Raw genomic sequence first — 17,912 nt, 5'->3', positions numbered from 1 at the left:
ATTAAAATAAAATAGATGTCAGCAATACAGATTAAAACAATTACTTATAATAGTTGGAAAAATGCTGTTGAAATTTCAAATTTAGAAATTAAATTGATTGTAATTCCGGAAACGGGAAGAATAATTTTCTTCGGATTTTTAAGTGGTGAAAATCTATTTTATGAAAATGAAGCATTAGAAGGAGTCGAATTTAAAGTAGGAGAGTATTTTACTTCAAATTCAGAAAAACAAGCACCAAATGTTGGCGGAAATAGAGTTTTACCTTGTTCAGAAGAATATCATCATTTAATTACAGATTCTAGACACATTCCAGATCCTTATATAAACGCTAGTTGTTATTCTGTTGCGTTTTTATCAAACGGAATCGTTTTAGAAAGTCCGATTAGCGACTTATTAGGGATTCAAATAAAAAGAACCATTACAATTTCTGAATATGGGGCAGAAGTTGATATTCAACAAGAATTGGTGAAAATTCAAGTTGCAAAAAATACTGTTTTAGAAACAATACCTTTAACAATTTGGAGTTTATCAAAAATTAAAACACCTAATGTTAGCTTTTCATCCATTGCAGAAAACAGCATTTTTGAAAATGGATTTACGATTTCTAAATGGCCAGATGCAAAAAATTATGCCGAAGAAAATGCATCTGTAAAAAACACTATTTTATCCTTAAAGTCTTCCGATGAATTTCCTCAAAAGATAGGATTAGATGCTAGAAAATGGGTTGCAGGTTATTTAAACTACACGTTGTTTGTAGAGCAATTTACTTTTGATGAGAAAGATACGTATCCAGATAACGGAACTTCTGTAACCATTTTTGGGAATCATTTATTTACAGAATTAGAATGTTTAAGTCCTGAAAGAAAGTTGTCAATCGGAGAAAAAATCACCTATAATTTAAGTTGGAGTTTACAAAAAGTTAAGAATTACAGTGAATTAAAAGAGATTTTACATACTTTAGATGCATGATTTTTTTAGAATCTATAATTATAATTACAAAATGTAAATTATAATTATAGAATAAACAATTAGAGAAAACCCAATAAAAATAGCTATTATGAACAAAAAAGTACTTTTAACGAGCTTAATTTTAACCATTACTTTTGCTGTAAATTCCCAAAGTTGGTTTGGGAATAGTAAAAAAATAAAAGGAGATGGAAATGTGGTAACTGTAACAAGATCTACTTCGGGTTATGAAGGAGTTTCAATAGGTGGATCTTTTGATGTAATTCTTGTAAAAGGAAAAGAAGGTAAAATAACTTTAGAAGGAGAAGAAAACATACTTCCTTTTATAGAAACTGAAGTTTCTAACGGTCTTTTAAAAGTGAAATTTAAGAACAACACAAATATTAGCACTACTAAAAAACTAACAGTTACAGTGCCTTATGAGGATATAGAAAGTATTGCTTTGGGCGGTTCTGGAAATATTTTAAGCGAAAGTTTAATAAAAGCAAACGATTTTAATGTGAATTTAGGTGGTTCAGGAAACATTACATTAAAAGTAGATGCAGACGCTATAAAAGCTTCTATAGGAGGTTCTGGTAATATTAATTTAGAAGGGGAATCTAAGGAATTCAATTGTTCTATTGCGGGTTCTGGAAGTATTAATTCTTACGGTTTAGAAACCAATGAAATATATGTAAATATAGCGGGTTCTGGAGGTGTAAAAACAACTGTAAAATCTAAGATTAAAGCAAAATTAGTAGGTTCTGGTAGTGTTTATTATAAAGGAAATCCTTCTAATGTTAATAGTAAATCGGTTGGTTCTGGTGATGTGGTAGATAAAAATTAAGTTACCACCAAACAAAAAATATCTTTATAATCTCACCATTTTGTTTTTTCAACCAGCAAAGTGGTGAGAATTTTCTTTGCAAATATTCCTCCGCAACAAGGCTAAAATCTTCAAAATTTAACCAGGATACATTTTTATGAGGAATAGTTATCCAATCTTTTTTGTTTGGGATAAAAAACTTACAATCTTTAAATTGTTCTAATTCTTTTTTATTGATGTAAAACCCAGAAATACAATTTGGATTCAAGGTTGATAACTGAAGACTTATATTAGAGAAAGGAATAAATAATTGTCCTTTAAAATAAACTTGCTGTTCAATTTCTGAAGCTTGTAAATTGATAGTTTTTAAATAAGAAACACATTCATTAGAGTAGAGAAGAGGCAGTTGTTTGTCCTTTAATTTATCTAATTTCTCAACTAAAGAATCTTTTCTATTCGGACCAATAAAATGTTCTACTTCTGTTTTTCCTATTGAAGGATCATATAAATAAAATTTATAAATCACTTCTAAATGAATCGGTTGCTCATTCCTTAACAAGATGCAATCTAACTCACCTAAAGTAATTTTTTCTTTCTGAATTTGAATATTCTCACAAATAATAGAAATCGATTTTTCTTGTGCAAATTGATAAGAAACAAAACGTTCTATATATTTCCCTAAGCGTAGTTTTTCATTGATGTCTATATCAATTTTTGTTGATTTCGATTCAATTTCAAATTGATGTAAGTCATAAACAGCATTGTCATTCCACAAACAATCTGTTTGCAAAAATCCCTCATACCTTTTCTGAATGTCTTTAGTTTTTTGATGCATATATGAGACACAAATTTAAATTAATTAAACGCTAAGTTCACAAAGTTTTTTCGCAAAGGACACAAATAAAAAGCGATTTTATCATTGTTGTAATTTCTAAGCTTATTATAAGACAATTTTCTTGCCTAAATTTAAAAGCATTCAATCTTTGCGTCTTTGTGACTTTGTTAAAAAAACGTTTCTGTGAATCTTCGTGAAATCCGCATCAATAATATCTAAAAACTTCGTAAGTTTAACCTCTAAAATTTTTATCAAAATGCAATTCGAAAAATCGAGCTTTCAATTTTTAAAAGATTTACAAAATAACAACAATAGAGAATGGTTTACAGAGCATAAACCTACTTTTGTAAAGCATCAAAAAAATCTAAAAGAATTATTTTTAGAAATGCAAATGCAATTAGAAAAGCATGATGAAATTGATAAAATGAAAATTTATCGAATTTATAGGGATGTTCGTTTTTCTAAAGATAAAACACCTTATAATCCAAGATTTGCTGTTTCGTTTTCTAGATTAGGAAAACAATTGCGTGGTGGGTATTATTTACAAATTAAACCAGGTGAAACTTTATTAGGTGGTGGATTTTGGCAACCAGAAAAAGACGATTTATACCGATTAAGAAAAGAAATTGAGCAAGATGCTACTGAATTTAGAGAAATTTTAGAAGATGAAACTTTTGTAAAGTACTTTGAAGGAAAATTTGGCGGAGACGAATTAAAATCTGCTCCAAGAGGTTTTGATAAAGAGCATAAAGATATCGACTTATTGCGTAAAAAAGGATTTGTTGCTACTAGAGATTTTACAGACGCAGAAGTTTTAGCACCCAACTTTTTAGAAGAAGTAGATAAAAGTTTTAAAGCTTTACGACCGTTTTTTAATTTGTTTAGTGATGTTTTAACGACAAATTTAAATGGGGAGAGTATTATTTAAGAGTTGATTTTGGGCGAGTTGTTTCGCAGAGTTTTTATTTTTGTTTAAGATTTAAGGTTTCAAGAACGATTGTCATTTCGAAATGAGCCTTTTTCGGCGATTGAGAAATCTCAAAGCTTCTAAAATGTAGATTCCTCTTCCTGCATCATTCTGAATGACATGGGGATTTTAATGCTTCAAATTCTTATCAACCTCACGTTTTAAAACTATAACTGTAATTACGGTCGATAAAACATCTGCTATAGGAAAAGACCACCAAATACCACTAATTCCGTAGTACTTCGGTAATAAATAGGCTAACGGAATTAAGAAAATTCCTTGTTTTAAAAGAGTTAAAAACAAAGCAGGTAATGCTTTTCCTGCAGCTTGAAAATATGCTGAACCAATTAATTGCATGGTAATTACTGGAGTTGCTAAAAAGACAATTAACATTGCATTTGGAGTTTCAGTTAACAAAGTTGTATCAGTTGTAAAAATTCCAATTACTTCTTCCTTAAAAAATAAGATTGCTATAAAAATAAGAGTTCCTAAAACAGATCCATATAAAAGCGCTTTTTTGATAGTTTCTTTTACTCTATCATTTTTATTTGCTCCAATATTATAACCTGCTACAGGTAAAAAACCTTGGGAGACTCCCATTACCGGAGAAAGAGAAAACATCATCACTCGGTTAATAATTCCGTAAATAGCAATAGATATTTCTCCACCATATTTAAAAAGAGAGTAATTTAATACAATCATTAAGATACTAATAGCACCTTGTCTTACAATAGAAACGCCTCCTAACTCTATAATTTCTCTAACAATTTTACCATCTAATTTAAAGTTTTTAGGAATAATTTTTAATTCACTCTTAGAAGATAAAAAGAAATATAAAATGTACGAACCAGAACTCATAAAAGAAATGGTAGTTGCTAAACCTGCTCCCCACATTCCCCAATTAAAAAATTTGATAAAGATAATGTCTAAAACAATGTTTAAAACGGCTGGAACCATCATTGCATACATCGCAAATTTTGGTTTTCCTTCAGCTCTAATCGTTGGGTTCCCCATCATAGCAAAGGCTAAAAACGGAACTCCATAGATTACAACTTTAAAATATTCAGATGCAATGGGTAAAATATCGCCTTTGGCACCAAATAAATTTAGGATAGGTACACTAAAAAAGTTTCCGATAATTACAAAAATAATCGCTAAAATAACAGTTAGCGCAACCTGATTTCCAAAAGTTAAAAATGCTTTTTCAGAATTTCCTGCGCCCAATGCTCTAGAGATTATAGAACTACCTCCAATACCTATTCCCATACCAATAGAAGATATTAGAAAAACAATTGGTAGTACTACTGTAATTGCGGCAATTGCTAAAACTCCAATCCATTGTCCCACAAAAATAGTATCGACAATCATATTTAAAGACATCACAAGAATCCCTATGGTCGCTGGAGCTGCTTGTTTTATTAATAAGGTACTAATTTTTTGTGTTCCTAGGTTGTTTGCTAATTCTGTCATAATATTCTGCAAATATCGATATAAAGAGCAAGTTTTGACTAAATCTAAGCTTCAATAATTGTTATATATATCTTAAAATTTTTATGTTTGCTAAAATTGATAAAAGTGGATAACGTTTTTACATTAACTATTACAGTTTCATCTGAAGATATAGACAATTTAGATCATGTTAATAATTTGGTCTATGTAAAATGGATGGATAAAATAGCAACTACTCATTGGAGTCATTTAACCAAAGAATACCCGCTACCACAGTATGTTTGGGTGGTAATGAGACATGAAATAGATTATTTAAAACAAGCTAGTTTAGGAGATGTTATTACTGTAAAAACTTGGGTAGGAGAAACAAGAGGGATTACTTCTGTCCGTTTTATGGAGTTTTATAAAGAGAAAGTGCTATTGGTAAAAGCCAAAACAATTTGGGCAATGTTAGATTCTAAAACCTTTAAACCTGCAAGAATAAGAGAGAATGTTTTAAAAGTATTACAACCGCCTAAGTGATTTTTACCTACCTTTTAATTATCTAATTTTTCTTTCTTATTTTAAAATTTTAACGATATTAATTATATACTTTTTTTAATTCACGCAAATTCGTGTAATTAGTGTCTATAAAGTATCTTTGCACAAAATTAAGATACAAAATGTCAACTTTTTCTTCCTTAGGAATTACCAAAGATTATATACAAGCAATTAAAGAATTAGGGATTTCTACGCCTTCAGAAATTCAAGAGAAAGCGATTCCTATTTTATTGGATTCGCCTACAGATTTTATTGGTTTAGCACAAACGGGTACAGGTAAAACGGCTGCTTTTGGTTTGCCTATTCTTCATCATATAGATGCAAGTTCAGATAATATACAAGCGTTAATTTTATCGCCAACCAGAGAGTTGGTACAGCAAATAAAAAAGCAATTATTTAAATTCACGAAGTTTAGTGAAGAGAAAATATTTGTAGAAGCTGTTTTTGGTGGAGAAAAAATTGACAGACAAATGAATAATCTAAAGAGAACTACACACATTGTGGTAGCAACTCCTGGTAGATTAATCGATTTAATAGAAAGAGGAAACATTGATATCAGCCATGTAAAAACAGTTGTTTTAGATGAAGCTGATGAAATGTTAAGCATGGGGTTTAAACAAGATTTAAATAGAATCTTAAAGTTTACAACCGAAGGAGACCGTAAAACTTGGTTGTTTTCTGCAACAATGCCAGAGGAAATCAAAAGGATTGTAAAAACCTATATGGATTCTAATGCGCCAAGAGTAGAGATTAACAGAAGTTCTTTGGTAAATGCAAATATTCGTCATCATTTTGCTAAAACTACTTTAAAAGAGAAAGCGGCAGATATTGTAACTTTCTTAGAAAAGAGACAAGACCAAAGAGGAATCATCTTTTGTAGAACAAAAGCAGGTGCGCAGAATTTAGCAGCCTTTTTAATTGAAGAAGGTTTTTCTACAGCAGCTTTAGAAGGAGATATGCAACAGAAAGAACGCGATAAAGTAATGCGTGCTTTTAAGAAAGAGAATTTACAATATTTAGTTTCTACAGATGTTTCTGCACGTGGAATTGATGTAAGTGGTTTAGAGTTTGTAATTCACCATCAATTACCAGAACAATTAGAATACTACACCCACAGAAGTGGAAGAACTGCAAGAGCAGGAAAAACAGGAGTTTCAATTGCTTTTATTTTACCTTCAGAAATCGTGAGAATTCATGAAATTCAGAAAGAATTAAATATTAAGTTTTCTGAAGTAACCGTATAATATTATCTAAACCGAAGCTTTTTTAGTAGAAAAACTTCGGTTTTAATACTAATCATTGTAAAGTTGATATAAATGGAACTCATTTATGTTTTAGATATTTTAGGAACTTTTGCTTTTGCAACCAGTGGTGCTTTAGTGGCTTCGGATAAAAAGTTTGATTTATTTGGAGTATTAATTATTGCTTTTGTAACGGCTGTAGGTGGTGGAATGCTACGTGATGTTTTAATAAATGCACATCCTATAAATTGGATTGGAGATTTAAATTATTTATACACCATTTTTGCTGCTGTTTTTTTTACTTTTCTTTTTAAAAGTAAAATAGCCTACTTAAGTAAAACCATGTTTTTATTTGATACAATTGGTATTAGCGTGTTTACCTTATTAGGTTTAGAGAAAGGCTTGGCTTTTAATTTACACCCAATTGTTGCCTTAATAATGGGGATGATTTCTGCTGTTTTTGGAGGTGTTTTACGTGATGTATTAACTAATAAAATACCACTAATTTTTGAAAAAGAAATCTATGCTTCTGCTTGTTTAGCAGGCGGTATTACTTATCTAGTTTTAAATGAGTTTAGCGCTCCTCAGGCTGTTCTTTTTGTAGTTTCAACCATAGTTATAGTCGTAATTAGAGTAGTTTCTGTAAGGTTTGAGTTAGAATTACCTAAGATTAAAGATGATCTATTTACAAAAAAGTAAGAGATGAAATCATTAGAATTTACAAATTTCGAAGATTTTAAAAAGATTAGAGGAAAACAATTGCCTGTTGGAGATTGGTATACCATTACGCAGCAAATGATTGATGATTTTGCAAACGCTACTTTAGACAAACAATGGATTCATGTTGATGAAAAAAGGGCCGCCAAAGAAAGTCCTTTTAAATCTACCATTGCACATGGTTTTATGTCTGTAGCCATGATTTCTAAATTATTAGAAGATTCCTTTTCTATAAAAAGTATAAAAATGGGTTTAAATTACGGATTGAATAAAGTCCGTTTTCCAAATCCTGTTCCTGTAAATAGTGAACTAAGAATGCTTACTGTAGTAAAAGATATTGAAGAAATGAGTAACAACGGAATTAAAGTTACATTTTCTTGTACCATAGAAATTAAAGGTGAAGATAAACCTGTTTGTGTTGCGGAATTTCTTGCCGCTTTTTTTGAATAAAAAGAAAATAAAGCCTCTTAAGTTAGAATTCCGTCGTCCGCACATTTTTTTGAAAACCAAAAAAGAAATATAGCAAAAAGTGGAATTATTATTAGCATTGAATATTCCATAGCTCCATACAATTCTTTTCCAGGATTGATAAACCCATTATATGTTGTTTGTATTAAAACGGCGATTAAACCAATTAGGAAAAATGTTTTGGCTATTTTTTTTCTAAAGAATAATAAAATACAACCCAATACAGATGAGAATACTGCAACTGCAAAAGCAGCCATAACCCAAGAAGGTGTATTGTAGATAAACGCTAGTTGTGCTTCTGTGTACATTAATTTAAAACGTTCTGTTTGGTAGGCCTGATTTAAATAGCCATCTACCCCCATAGCATTCCAAATAAATCCAATAGTGGCTATAATCCAAAATGCAGTACTCGGTTTGTTTTGGTTGTTGGTCATAAGTTTATTTTAAGGAAACAATTTCTTAAATGTACAAAAAAATAAACTTGTATTTTTTTGTTGCATAAAAAAACCTTTCAAATTAATGAAAGGTTTTAGAATAAGAGAATAATATAAAAAATATTACTCTTTATGTAAATAAACAGCAGAAGCTGATGTTAAACTTGAATTGTAGACAGGAGTTAAGTTTCCTCCATTAGAAATGTTATTATAGGCTAAAATTCTTCCACCACCATTTCCTGCTTCCGCAATAAAAACAGTTTTAGTATCACCATCATAAGCAACATCTACTGGGTTACCCATTAAAGTATTAGACCCTTCAACTCTTGTTTGTTCTGTTAAGGCTAAAGTATTACCATTAGCAGTTGCACTAAATTTACTTGTAAAGTTTTCTATTACCTGGAAACCACCATCATCTTGTCCGTTAGACGCTTCTCCGATATCTGTTAAAATCATTGTATCGGTAGCCATATCATAAGTTAAACCATGTGTTCTTACAATTCCTTCAATTGCTATTTGTTTTGTAGCATCTAATGTGGTAGTAGACGTGTTGTTTAAAAAATTAGAATAAACTGCTAATTCATTTGTTGTGTCTGCAATAACGTACAAATCGTTACCAATAAAGGTAATTCCCCAAAGCTTAATATTTGTTGTAATCGTATTTCTTAAATTAAATTGATTTCCACTTTTAGTGTAGATAAACAATTTACCATCATTTGTTGCTGCATTTCCATCTGCATCAGCATTATCTGCAACTACATAGAAGTCACCGTTTACAGCCAATTCTCTAGGACTTTGCATATCTAGACTACCAACAACACTAGCGGTTACATTTGCAGAAATAACAGAGGTTGCTAATGATACGTCTGTATAACCTTCTAATCCCAAAGTACTTCTAGAAGCTTGTATTACTAAGTCGTCTTCACTGCTATAATAGATACCATCTGCGGCACTGGTAGAAGTTGTTAAAGTAGATTTGGTTACATTGTCTGTACTGTTTACGTTGTAAATATTTACATTCCCGTCAGAATTGTTAGATGTAAATAATAATTTAGTTTGCACTTGAGCTGTTATATTATTCTCGCTATCAGAGCAAGATGTTAAACCTAGGGCTGTTGCACATACTAATGTAAAAATTTTAATTGTCTTCATAATTTAATGTTTTTTTAGTTATCAAAAATATATACGTAATAGTTTTACAGTTGGTTTTTTAAAAATGCATTTTTTTATAATATTTTAAGGATTAATAAAATAAATGGTCATAAACCTATAACTATTTTGAAAACTTTTAAATTTATCGTATCTTTGCAGACATAAGAAAAAATACACTCCTCTAAATACACTAGTTAGCGTTAGTTTGATTTCGAATTTCCAGTTAGGTATTTTATCTTTTCAGAAATATTAATTTAAAAAACTCTTATATTTTTAATGGCAAAATCGCAGCAAACCTTTAGTAAAAGTGAAAAAGAAAAAAAACGTTTAAAAAAACGTTTAGATAAGCAAAAGAAAATGGACGCTAGAAAAGCGGACAAAGATGAAAATGGATCAACAGGTATCCAATTTGCTTACGTGGATCATAATGGAAACTTAACAGATACTCCACCAGATCCAGAATTGAAAGTAGAATATGAATTGGAAGACATTCAGATTTCTGTAACCAAAAAAGAAGATTTACCAGAAGAAGATCCTGTAAGAAAAGGAAAAGTTTCTTTCTTTGATTCTTCTAAAGGTTTTGGTTTTATTATCGATTTAGAAAATAACGAAAAATATTTTACGCACGTAAGTGGTTTAATAGATGAAATTGCAGAAAACGATAAAGTTTCTTTCGAATTAGAGAGAGGAATGCGTGGTATGAATGCAGTTAAGGTTAAGAAAGTTTAATACTTTACTAACTTTATAAAAAATGAATCCTTCTGAAAAGAAGGATTTTTTTTTGTAGTATTTTTACAATTGAAAAAAAATATGTTGATGAGGGATAAAATTGATACCTATAATAAAATATCTGAATACAATGATATTAAAATTGAAGAGTTTGACGTTACTAAGCGTTATACCAAACCTCATAAACATAATAAATATTTAGAAATTGTCTATTTTATTAAGGGAACTGGTTTTCATCATGTAGATTTAAAGAGTTACAAAATAAAGCCATCTACTGTTTTTATAATTAAAAGAGATGAGGTTCATCATTGGGAAATAACAACCAAACCCAAAGGATATGTAATTATTATCAAAGAAGATTTTTTACAAAAAACGCTAGATAAATTTATCAATAATCAGCTTTTAAAGCTGCAACAAATTTCAAAAATAAAACTATCTCAAAAAGATATTTCTCTAAAAGCGTTGTTTAAGTCTCTAACTTGGGAGAAAAAACAAGAAGCAGTAAATAGAGAAGCTGTAGAAGGTGGTTTAAAAGCATTATTTTCTAAGTTGGTAAAATATGCGCAGATAGAAAAAGTAGAGAGTACAGATCTAGTGGTTTTGTTTACAGATATTTTATCTAGCACGTTAAAAAATAATGTTAATTTCTATGCAGAGCATTTAAACACAACACCTCAAAACTTAAATGCAATTTGTAGAAAGGAATATGAGAAATCTGCATCAGATATTATTGCAGATCATATTATTAAAGAAGTTAAAAGGCGTTTAATATATACAAATGAGGCAATTAGTGATATTGCTTATGGTTTAGATTTTAAAGACGCATCTCATTTTTCAAAATATTTTAAACGATATACCAAAGAAACACCCAAAAAATATAGGTTACAAAATAAATCCAATTAGACCTTGAAATTTTCAAATAGACCATTTTAAAGGTACTTAATTAGAATACTTTTGCTATAAATTATTAAGGGTATTATTTTAGCTAGTTTAAATTTACCTACTAAAAATTAAACGTTTTTAAATTTATTTATTCCAATCACTTAATAATAATTTACTAAACTATTAACTAAAAAAAACTATTTAAATGAATTTTAAAAAATCAATGTTTTTATTGCTAACTCTTATTTTAAGCCAGTTAACAACAGCTCAATTAACCGGAAAAGTTATTGAAGCAGATGAAAACTATCCTCTAGAATATGCTACTGTAGCGCTATACAAATCAGGTAATAAAGAACTTGTTACTGGGGTTGTAACAAATTTTGATGGAATATTTTCTTTTGCAGGTGTAAAACCGGGTAGCTATTATTTAGAAACTTCTTTTATAGGATATCAAATAAGTACATCCAATGCAATTGTTATCAATAAAAGAGGAGAAAAGAAGGACTTAGGAGTAATAAAACTAATTTTAGGTTCTGGAAATGAGTTGAATGAAGTTGTAATTAAATCTGAGAGAAGTGCGGTTGTTCATAAAATAGACAGACAAGTTTTTGACACCAAAAAATACCAAAGTACTGTTGGTGGTAATGCGGTAGATGTTGTTAAGAACTTACCTTCTATTACCGTAGATGGTCTGGGGGATATTAGTGTAAGAGGAAGTAAAGGGTTTACTGTTTTAATCAACGGAAAACCAACACAAGGAGATGCAAGCACTATTTTAGCGCAACTACCAGCAAACGCTTTAGAAACTGTAGAATTAATTACTGCGCCTTCTGCCAAATATGATCCTGAAGGAAAAGGTGGAATTTTGAATATTATCACTAAAAAAGGTGCTATCAATGGAACCTTTGCACAGATTAATGTTCGTGGTGGATTTCCTTCTATTGAAGAATATGATACAAAAGAACCAGCGCAGCGATATGGAATAGATGCAACTGTAAATAAAAGAACAGATAATTGGAATATTTCTGTAGGTGCAAGTTACCAAAGAAATGATAAGACCGGTAGAAGAGAAGGAGATATGTTTATTATAAATACTCCAGAAAATAAAACTACTTTTTTACCTTCTGATGGAGAGCGTAGTTTTGATGAAGTTACCTATAATGGTCGTTTTAATATAGATTATACACCAAATAAAAAAGATACGTATTCCGTTGGACTTTTTGCAGGAAAACGAACTAAAGAACGTTTGGCAGATATTGTGTATTATGATAATCATGCTATTTCTCCTATTGGAGGAAACACGCGCGATTATACGTTTTCATATTACAATCATAACTTAAGAATTAGAAAAGGAGATTTTGCTTTAGGTAGTTTTGATTATGCTCATAAGTTTGATAATGAATCAAAAATATCTACTTCAATACTTTATGAATATACTTTTTTAGGAGGTCCAACAGAAAATGATAATTTAGGGAACCCTGATAATAGTATTGTATACCAACAAGAATACAATACCAACGACAATCCATTATACGGAACCCGTTTTAATTTAGATTATCAATGGAAACCTTTTTCTTTTGGAACTTTAGAAACAGGGTATCAATTTAGAGATTTAGATCATACAGGAAAGTTTGAGTATGAAAGAGATGGTGTTTTAGTACCAGAGTTTTCTAGTGATGTTAGCTTAAAAAGAACCATTCATTCTGGTTATGCACAGGTAACAGGAGCAAAAAGTAAATGGGAATATGCAGCCGGAGTTCGTTTAGAATCTATGGATAGAGTGTATAAAGAGGCTTTACAGAGTGAGGCAACAGAAAATGTATATAACTACGATTTTGTAAAGTTGTTTCCTTCTGCATCTTTACAGTATAAAATTAATGATAAAACGAATATTAAAACAGCTTATAGTAAAAGAGTAGAAAGAACAACTACTTTTAAAATGAATAGTTTTGCGGAGCGTGAACATTCAGAAGTTTTTGAGCAAGGTGATAATACGTTGGAACCAGAATTTATAGATTTAGTAGAATTAGGAATTACTAAAAAATTAAAAGGAGGAAACTCATTGTATGCAACAACGTATTTTAGACATGTAGAGAATGTTATTAATCGTGTAAATACGTTGGCTTATGAGGAAAGTGGTGCAATTATAGATAGTGTAATTAATAGAGTATATTCTAATGTAGGGAAAAGTAATGCTATTGGTTTAGAGATTGGAGCAACAATAAAACCAACTGCAAACTGGACCAATTCTATTGGTGCCAATGTATATAATTATGCTATTGATGGTATTTTAAACTTTAAACATAGAGATGGTGTTGATAGAAGTTATGATATAGATTCTAAATCAACTATTTATTCTTTTAACTTGAATTCTACCTATAGTTTTTGGGAAAATGCATCTGTACAGTTTACTTTTAATTATTTGTCTGATAGAAATACGGCAATGGGAGAAGATTCTCGTTTTTATTCACCGAACTTAACGTTCAGAAAAAAGTTTATGGATGATAAACTAACGGCTACTCTACAATGGCAAAATATAGATATGGGGTTATTAAGTACCAATGAACAACGTATAACAACCTCAGGAGCTAATTTTTATACTACTACCAACTATAAGTATGAAGTAGATATGGTTTCTTTAAATTTATCTTATACTTTTAATGCTGCTAATAATAAATCGAAGTTTATTGATAGTGAATTTGGTAAGAAAGAGTTTTAAGGAATAGATTATACATATGTAGTCCCTTCAGGTTTTAAAAACCTGAAGGGACTTTTTTTAATTTAAATTATGATGTAAAAGTCAAAATTGTTAGTGAAACTTTCGTATTAAGCTTGATTATTCATCATTTAAAAGTTTCTCAATATTAAAAGACAACGACTCAAACATATCAGATTTATAGCTTGTTTTATAATATTGATATTTTCCTTTAGCATCTATAATAACATTTGTAGGAAATAAATCAACATCAAACTTTTTTGCAAGCCATGAAGCATCTTCTGTAATTTCATAATTAAAAGGAAATGTTTTTAGAAACTTTTTAATTTTATATTCAGGATCTAAAAACGCAGCAATAAATTCTACATCTTTATTTTTAAATGCATCTTTCAATTTATTTAATTGTGGAATTTGCTTTCTACTAGCATCACTATTAAGGTACATAAAAGTAAAAATAATTATTTTTCCATTTTGTTTATTGCTTTTATATTTTTTTCCAGATATTGTTTTTAAACTATAAGATGGTGCTTTTTTATTTATTTTGTTTACAGATTTTTCTTTTATCTTTTCTCTTTTAATGGTTCTATCAGAGGTATACTTTTTATGTTCTTCATCTGTTCTTATTAAAAAACCTTTTAAACTATAAGTTTCTTCTGGTAAAGTTGTGTAATCTATTTTTGTAGCTGTAACTGTATAATTTCCTAATTTTTTGTCTTTAGAAGAGTATTTTAGCAAAAAACCTTCAACATTAAATAATTTATTATATCGTAAACAAATATCTTTAGTTGTAATTATTTCTTTAGTGGCTTCACCTAAAGGAATAGTGTAAACATCTGTATTAAAACCAAGTAACTTTTTAGGAGCGTTAATTATTTTAGTTGGTTTCTTCTTTGGTATTAAAAAGTCTTTAACAATTGCTTCTTTCTTAACTTGACTTTTATAACAACTATAAATTTTCTCTTTGTCATAATCGTATAAGTAGTATGTTTCGTAGCCTACAGTATTTTTAGTTGTTTTTTCTATAAGTTTATTCTGATTGAAAAAAACAATTATTTCTTTTTTAAATCGTGAAGATTTTTTTTGTGCATCAGAAAGCTCATTTTCATATTCTACTTTGTAGGTAATTACTATATCATTTTTTATTTCTTGATAATTTGGATATCTCCATTGAGAGTGAGTAGATGCTCCTAAAAAAACATTGATAATTAATATTATAATTTGTGATTTCTTGAAATTTATTTTCATTTTGTATTTTCAATAAATATAATAAAAATTAAAAAGACCTTTCATTTTTTTAAGTTGAAAGGTCTTTTTAATATCTTGATTCTTATTTCTATAAGCGAAGCAATCTCTAATAGTTTTATTTATTATAAAACTCCATACTCTCCACAATCAATTCTTCAGGAACTTTACAATCTATTTTATAGTCTTGATAATCGTTTAATAAAACAAAATTTACTTGTCCGTTTACGTTTTTCTTATCGTGTTTTAGCAATTCCATAATTGCAGAAAAATCTTCTTTTAAAAGAGTTGTTCTGTTGTAAATAGATAAAACAATTTCTTTTACTTCGTTTACTTTTTCGGTTGGGAATCCTAACAATTTAGCCGACATAAAACACTCACAAACCATCCCAATAGCAATTGCTTCACCATGCGTAAGGTTTTCTTTGTCTTCAGATTCTAGGTAAAAAGACTCAATAGCATGACCTAAAGTATGACCAAAATTTAAAATTTTACGTAAGCTTTGTTCTTTAGGATCTTGTAAAACAACTTCGTTTTTTATCTCTATAGATCGATGTATTAAATCACTTATAACTAATTCTTTATTGTCTTTTATTTCATTAAATAATTTAAGGTCGTAAGTAATACCATATTTAAGTATTTCTGCAGTTCCAGATTTAATTTCTCTGTCTGTAACGGTCGTTAAATACTCAGTGTCTACAATTACCATTTCTGGATTTGCAAACAATCCAATCTGATTTTTTAGTACGCCTAAATCAACACCTGTTTTTCCTCCAACAGAAGCATCAACCATAGATAATAACGTAGTAGGAATATTTACAAAGTCAATTCCGCGTTTAAAACACGAAGCAACAAAACCACCTAAATCTGTAATAACACCACCACCTAAAGTAATAATTAAACTTTTTCTATCTCCACCTAACTCTGTAATTACATTCCAAACGCCAACACAGGTTTCTAAGTTTTTATTGATTTCTCCAGACTCAATTTCTATAACTTCAATGCGTTTGTCTGTTTCTAAATTAGGTATAAATTTAGGATAACAATGTTCCATTGTATTCTCATCAACCAAAATAAAGAGCGTAGAATAGTTATTCGTTGTAATTAAATTAGAAAGCTCTTTGTAGGCTTTGTCTTGAAAATGAACAGGATATGTTACTGCTTTAATAGATTTCATAGGTAAATTATTAAGTGTGCAAATTAAAAATAAATTATTCAATTATTGCCATTCAAATACTATATTTGTTTTACTAAATCGATATAGTATGAATATTTTTGACAATACTAAAATTGCCTTTTCTTTAAAAACAGATTCTCAATTAGAAAGAGCTTATTTTTTGTTTAGAATGATACAGAACGAGCCGATGGTTAGAATTGGTAGTGCTGTTACAAATTTTGCATTAAAGGTACATTTGCCTGTAGAAGGCTTAATACGTTCTACTGTTTTCGATCATTTTTGTGGAGGCGTAACGGAAGAAGATTGCATGCCGATTATAGATAATATGTATAATAACGGAAATGTACATAGTGTATTAGATTATTCTGTTGAAGGGCAAGACCAAGAAGTTAGTTTTGATGGTGCTTTAGAAAAAATATTAAAAATTATTAATTTCTGTGAAGAAAAACAGTCCATTCCGTATGCGGTTTTTAAACCATCTGGATTTGGTCGTTTTGAATTGTATCAAAAAATATCCGAAGAAAAAACCTTAACTCAAAAAGAAGAAGAAGAATGGAATAGAGTAGAAGCTCGTTTTCATAAAGTTTGTAAAGTTGCCATTCAGAAAGATGTTCCTTTATTAATAGATGCAGAAGAAAGCTGGATGCAAAAAGCTGCAGACGAATTGATAGAAGAGTTAATGGAGACGTATAATAAAGAAAAAGCCATCGTTTTTAATACATTACAAATGTACAAACACGACAGGATGGACTATCTAAAAACATTGCATGCGAAAGCAAAAGAAAAAGATTTTTATATAGGAATGAAAGTTGTTAGAGGTGCTTATATGGAAAAAGAACGAGAAAGAGCAGAAGAAAAAGGCTATGCTTCTCCAATATGTGCAGACAAACAAGCTACAGATATCAATTATGATGCTGCTATTAATTACATGATGGAACAGCCTAAAATGGCTTTATTTGCAGGAACTCATAATGAAGATAGCTCTTATTTATTAATGGATTTAGCAAAAAAACATAACATTAAAGAAAATGATAACCGCTTATGGTTTGGACAATTATTTGGTATGAGTGATCATATTAGCTATAATTTAGCCAATCAAGGTTATAATGTGGCAAAATACTTACCTTTTGGACCTGTTAGAGACGTTATGCCTTACTTGATAAGAAGAGCAGAAGAAAACACCTCTGTAGCCGGACAAACAAGTAGGGAGTTAAATCTGTTAAAAACAGAAAGAAAGAGAAGAAAATTATAATGACCAGCATTGAAGAAATAAAATTATTAATTTATAGAAATAAGTTAAGGCTTGCTCAAGAATTAAGGCAAAGTAAAGAAGCTGTTTTCTTAATTAAAAAAGCTACACATTCTAATTTAACACCTGTAGAAAAGGAAAAAATTAAAATACAGTTATTAGATATATGCAAAGCTATACCTGCTTTGGCTGTATTTTTACTTCCTGGAGGTGCTTTGTTATTACCACTTTTAATCAAATTAATTCCAGATATTTTACCATCTGCATTTCAAGATGATTTGCCTAATGATAAAACAGAATCTTCTTAACCTGTTGTTATCTAGTTGATTATTTTATAGTTGTA

At 29.6% G+C, this 17,912-nt stretch carries 18 protein-coding genes; 12 read left to right on the top strand and 6 right to left on the bottom strand.

From position 1 onward, the window contains the following. Positions 1–15: 15 nt before the first annotated feature. Positions 16–969 carry a hypothetical protein gene (locus WHD08_RS03940; protein ID WP_208889142.1) on the top strand — a complete coding sequence of 318 codons (954 nt, stop codon included), beginning with the start codon at positions 16–18 and terminating at the stop codon, positions 967–969. An 88-nt stretch (positions 970–1,057) separates the two neighbouring features. Further along, positions 1,058–1,792 (top strand): head GIN domain-containing protein, encoded by a 735-nt coding sequence (locus WHD08_RS03935; protein WP_208889143.1) that lies wholly within the window; start codon positions 1,058–1,060, stop codon positions 1,790–1,792. 1 nt (position 1,793) lies between these two features. Here WHD08_RS03935 and WHD08_RS03930 read toward each other — a convergent pair whose 3' ends face one another. Next, positions 1,794–2,606: a DUF1853 family protein gene (locus WHD08_RS03930; protein ID WP_208889144.1), complete on the bottom strand. Its 813-nt coding sequence runs from the start codon at positions 2,604–2,606 to the stop codon at positions 1,794–1,796. Between the two features lie 256 nt (positions 2,607–2,862). On the opposite strand from WHD08_RS03930, the gene WHD08_RS03925 reads away from it, so the two are divergent. Beyond that, entirely contained in the window at positions 2,863–3,534 is a 672-nt protein-coding gene (locus tag WHD08_RS03925) for a DUF2461 domain-containing protein (RefSeq protein WP_208889145.1), read from the top strand. 168 nt (positions 3,535–3,702) lie between these two features. Here WHD08_RS03925 and WHD08_RS03920 read toward each other — a convergent pair whose 3' ends face one another. Further along, positions 3,703–5,043, bottom strand: coding sequence for an MATE family efflux transporter (locus WHD08_RS03920; protein ID WP_208889146.1), 1,341 nt, complete (start codon positions 5,041–5,043; stop codon positions 3,703–3,705). A gap of 105 nt (positions 5,044–5,148) precedes the next feature. Here WHD08_RS03920 and WHD08_RS03915 point away from each other — a divergent pair, with 105 nt between their 5' ends. The 4 genes from WHD08_RS03915 (at position 5,149) to WHD08_RS03900 (ending at position 7,970) form a co-directional block, all read left to right on the top strand. Next, positions 5,149–5,544, top strand: coding sequence for an acyl-CoA thioesterase (locus tag WHD08_RS03915; protein ID WP_165733326.1), 396 nt, complete (start codon positions 5,149–5,151; stop codon positions 5,542–5,544). Between the two features lie 140 nt (positions 5,545–5,684). Then, positions 5,685–6,806, top strand: coding sequence for a DEAD/DEAH box helicase (locus WHD08_RS03910; protein ID WP_165733325.1), 1,122 nt, complete (start codon positions 5,685–5,687; stop codon positions 6,804–6,806). A 72-nt stretch (positions 6,807–6,878) separates the two neighbouring features. Continuing rightward, positions 6,879–7,502 (top strand): trimeric intracellular cation channel family protein, encoded by a 624-nt coding sequence (locus WHD08_RS03905; protein WP_208889147.1) that lies wholly within the window; start codon positions 6,879–6,881, stop codon positions 7,500–7,502. A 3-nt stretch (positions 7,503–7,505) separates the two neighbouring features. After that, positions 7,506–7,970: a MaoC family dehydratase gene (locus tag WHD08_RS03900; protein WP_208889148.1), complete on the top strand. Its 465-nt coding sequence runs from the start codon at positions 7,506–7,508 to the stop codon at positions 7,968–7,970. A 17-nt stretch (positions 7,971–7,987) separates the two neighbouring features. On the opposite strand, the gene WHD08_RS03895 is transcribed toward WHD08_RS03900, so the two are convergent. Together WHD08_RS03895 and WHD08_RS03890 are read right to left on the bottom strand one after the other, a co-directional pair. After that, positions 7,988–8,422, bottom strand: coding sequence for a hypothetical protein (locus tag WHD08_RS03895; RefSeq protein WP_208889149.1), 435 nt, complete (start codon positions 8,420–8,422; stop codon positions 7,988–7,990). 123 nt (positions 8,423–8,545) lie between these two features. Then, complete coding sequence (locus tag WHD08_RS03890; RefSeq protein WP_208889150.1) at positions 8,546–9,574, bottom strand: hypothetical protein; 1,029 nt, start codon at positions 9,572–9,574, stop codon at positions 8,546–8,548. A gap of 276 nt (positions 9,575–9,850) precedes the next feature. On the opposite strand from WHD08_RS03890, the gene WHD08_RS03885 reads away from it, so the two are divergent. The 3 genes from WHD08_RS03885 (at position 9,851) to WHD08_RS03875 (ending at position 13,904) form a co-directional block, all read left to right on the top strand. Next, positions 9,851–10,303: a cold-shock protein gene (locus WHD08_RS03885; RefSeq protein ID WP_166384656.1), complete on the top strand. Its 453-nt coding sequence runs from the start codon at positions 9,851–9,853 to the stop codon at positions 10,301–10,303. An 87-nt stretch (positions 10,304–10,390) separates the two neighbouring features. Next, a complete protein-coding gene (locus tag WHD08_RS03880; RefSeq protein ID WP_208889151.1) occupies positions 10,391–11,206 on the top strand; it encodes an AraC family transcriptional regulator in 816 nt (271 codons plus the stop codon). Between the two features lie 184 nt (positions 11,207–11,390). After that, entirely contained in the window at positions 11,391–13,904 is a 2,514-nt protein-coding gene (locus tag WHD08_RS03875; protein WP_208889152.1) for an outer membrane beta-barrel protein, read from the top strand. Between the two features lie 117 nt (positions 13,905–14,021). Here WHD08_RS03875 and WHD08_RS03870 read toward each other — a convergent pair whose 3' ends face one another. Together WHD08_RS03870 and aroB are read right to left on the bottom strand one after the other, a co-directional pair. Beyond that, positions 14,022–15,146, bottom strand: a complete 1,125-nt coding sequence (locus tag WHD08_RS03870; RefSeq protein WP_208889153.1) for a peroxiredoxin family protein — start codon at positions 15,144–15,146, stop codon at positions 14,022–14,024. 115 nt (positions 15,147–15,261) lie between these two features. After that, on the bottom strand, positions 15,262–16,320 hold the full coding sequence (gene aroB / locus WHD08_RS03865; protein WP_208889154.1) for a 3-dehydroquinate synthase: 1,059 nt from the start codon (positions 16,318–16,320) through the stop codon (positions 15,262–15,264). An 88-nt stretch (positions 16,321–16,408) separates the two neighbouring features. Between aroB and WHD08_RS03860 the strand changes: the two genes are divergently transcribed. Continuing rightward, positions 16,409–17,572 carry a proline dehydrogenase family protein gene (locus WHD08_RS03860; protein ID WP_208889155.1) on the top strand — a complete coding sequence of 388 codons (1,164 nt, stop codon included), beginning with the start codon at positions 16,409–16,411 and terminating at the stop codon, positions 17,570–17,572. Next, complete coding sequence (locus tag WHD08_RS03855) at positions 17,572–17,877, top strand: LETM1 domain-containing protein (protein ID WP_208889156.1); 306 nt, start codon at positions 17,572–17,574, stop codon at positions 17,875–17,877. Before WHD08_RS03860 ends, WHD08_RS03855 begins: the two co-directional genes overlap by 1 nt. Positions 17,878–17,912: the final 35 nt, after the last annotated feature.

The sequence above is a fragment of the Polaribacter sejongensis genome, from assembly GCF_038024065.1.
Taxonomy (GTDB): Bacteria; Bacteroidota; Bacteroidia; order Flavobacteriales; family Flavobacteriaceae; genus Polaribacter; species Polaribacter sejongensis.
Note: the sequence above shows the minus strand (reverse complement) of the source record. Positions and strands in the feature narration are given on the sequence as shown.

Bases quoted from the DNA above. Each gene is read 5' to 3' on its own strand.
- WHD08_RS03940 (WP_208889142.1), top strand. From the start codon at position 16: ATGTCAGCAATACAGATTAAAACAATTACTTATAATAGTTGGAAAAAT.
- WHD08_RS03935 (WP_208889143.1), top strand. From the start codon at position 1,058: ATGAACAAAAAAGTACTTTTAACGAGCTTAATTTTAACCATTACTTTT.
- WHD08_RS03930 (WP_208889144.1), bottom strand. From the start codon at position 2,606: ATGCATCAAAAAACTAAAGACATTCAGAAAAGGTATGAGGGATTTTTG.
- WHD08_RS03925 (WP_208889145.1), top strand. From the start codon at position 2,863: ATGCAATTCGAAAAATCGAGCTTTCAATTTTTAAAAGATTTACAAAAT.
- WHD08_RS03920 (WP_208889146.1), bottom strand. From the start codon at position 5,043: ATGACAGAATTAGCAAACAACCTAGGAACACAAAAAATTAGTACCTTA.
- WHD08_RS03910 (WP_165733325.1), top strand. From the start codon at position 5,685: ATGTCAACTTTTTCTTCCTTAGGAATTACCAAAGATTATATACAAGCA.
- WHD08_RS03905 (WP_208889147.1), top strand. From the start codon at position 6,879: ATGGAACTCATTTATGTTTTAGATATTTTAGGAACTTTTGCTTTTGCA.
- WHD08_RS03900 (WP_208889148.1), top strand. From the start codon at position 7,506: ATGAAATCATTAGAATTTACAAATTTCGAAGATTTTAAAAAGATTAGA.
- WHD08_RS03895 (WP_208889149.1), bottom strand. From the start codon at position 8,422: ATGACCAACAACCAAAACAAACCGAGTACTGCATTTTGGATTATAGCC.
- WHD08_RS03890 (WP_208889150.1), bottom strand. From the start codon at position 9,574: ATGAAGACAATTAAAATTTTTACATTAGTATGTGCAACAGCCCTAGGT.
- WHD08_RS03885 (WP_166384656.1), top strand. From the start codon at position 9,851: ATGGCAAAATCGCAGCAAACCTTTAGTAAAAGTGAAAAAGAAAAAAAA.
- WHD08_RS03880 (WP_208889151.1), top strand. From the start codon at position 10,391: ATGAGGGATAAAATTGATACCTATAATAAAATATCTGAATACAATGAT.
- WHD08_RS03875 (WP_208889152.1), top strand. From the start codon at position 11,391: ATGAATTTTAAAAAATCAATGTTTTTATTGCTAACTCTTATTTTAAGC.
- WHD08_RS03870 (WP_208889153.1), bottom strand. From the start codon at position 15,146: ATGAAAATAAATTTCAAGAAATCACAAATTATAATATTAATTATCAAT.
- aroB (WP_208889154.1), bottom strand. From the start codon at position 16,320: ATGAAATCTATTAAAGCAGTAACATATCCTGTTCATTTTCAAGACAAA.
- WHD08_RS03860 (WP_208889155.1), top strand. From the start codon at position 16,409: ATGAATATTTTTGACAATACTAAAATTGCCTTTTCTTTAAAAACAGAT.
- WHD08_RS03855 (WP_208889156.1), top strand. From the start codon at position 17,572: ATGACCAGCATTGAAGAAATAAAATTATTAATTTATAGAAATAAGTTA.